Origin of the sequence: Parabacteroides caeci, from assembly GCF_023656795.1 — a bacterium.
Lineage (GTDB): Bacteria > Bacteroidota > Bacteroidia > Bacteroidales > Tannerellaceae > Parabacteroides > Parabacteroides segnis.
Map to the genome: position 1 here is coordinate 1 of NZ_JAMOKT010000151.1, position 1325 is coordinate 1325.

The window sequence follows — 1325 nt, forward strand, 5'->3', positions numbered from 1 at the left end:
CACTAGTGTCCCGTTAAAATCGGGACGAGTTATTAATTAATCAAATAATCCCGGAATAAGGGGATTAAATTGTTCTTTGACATCATTGAAATTAGTCTTATTAAACAGCTCTTGTAAATGCGTTTTATCTGTTAATGAGATGCTAAGAATCTGCAAGACCTCATAAGTTGAACGATTCAGTTGCATATCATATTGTACAATAGCTACTAAACAATAGGTGATGATAGCAACACTAATCTGTATTCGAACCGCATTCTCGGTAGTACCCCAGAACCTTTTTATCTTAAGGTGTTGTTTCAGCCATTTGAAGAAAAGTTCCACGAACCATCTTTTCTTATAAAGATTGGCAACATCAAGTGCAGATATGTGTTTGGCATTCGTCAGGAATGTGAATTCACGATCATCCTCTTCATCATAGAAACGGATGACTCTGAATGATTCAGGATACTTCTTTTCAGAAGTGTACCCTATCAGTTTCACTTCCGCATCTGAAAGGATATTCTTCGGCATTCTACGCTTCCATTTACAGAACTTGCATTTCAGATTAGACTTCGCTCTGACTACAAAGAAAGAACCTGTAAGATGAATCCGATAAAGTTCTTTAAACGAGTCATACGCTCTGTCAAATATATAATAAGCATTTGGCTCATAATTAATTGCGGACATTTCTGTTGAATCATGCCTGGATGCTGTAGTTACTGTATAAAAGGCTGGAAGTTGTGCTTCTATGTCATAAAGGACATGAGCCTTAACTCCACCTTTTTTCTTACGGAACTTCGCCCAAGGGAATGTAGCCAAACATAAAGGAATCGTAGTGGAATCAAACGCATACTTCCTTCCTGGAATATCCAAGATGTGAGTCGATCGTTTTTCACATGCTTCCTTCATCATATAGAAAGCAAAATCTTCGAAGATTCTGTAATCCCGATTCTGATTGGCAGATGCAAGCGTAGTTTTGGCAATGGGCTCACGACCCAATCCCAAATGATAACGCTTTCCTTGATGTGCTTCCAAAGCTACAATCAAGTCACGAAGACTTTCACGATTACTGAGTTGACCGAACATCATTGCAAGTAACTGACTCCAGCAAGTGAAATGTTTCACATAACGATTGCCATCATACTTGTCTACAAGTCTTCTGAACTTATCATTGTTCAAGAATTCTACTAACTGAGCGAAAACATATTTATCTTGGTTCATTTGAGGTCACCTTAATTGACCTCAAAGGTATGATTTCAAATCGTCGCGCCTAAAAAGTAGTATCTAATAGACTATATTTCAATTATTTCAAAGAACTATTTATCCACTTTTACGGGACAGTAATG

At 37.5% G+C, this 1325-nt stretch carries 1 protein-coding gene; it reads right to left on the reverse strand.

Features of this window, described 5'->3' with window-relative positions; all coding sequences use genetic code 11:
* Window positions 1–36: 36 nt before the first annotated feature.
* A complete protein-coding gene (locus NBH15_RS29135; RefSeq protein ID WP_244060858.1) occupies window positions 37–1200 on the reverse strand; it encodes an IS4 family transposase in 1164 nt (387 codons plus the stop codon).
* Window positions 1201–1325 lie beyond the last annotated feature (125 nt).

Bases quoted from the DNA above. Each gene is read 5' to 3' on its own strand.
- NBH15_RS29135 (WP_244060858.1), bottom strand. From the start codon at position 1,200: ATGAACCAAGATAAATATGTTTTCGCTCAGTTAGTAGAATTCTTGAAC.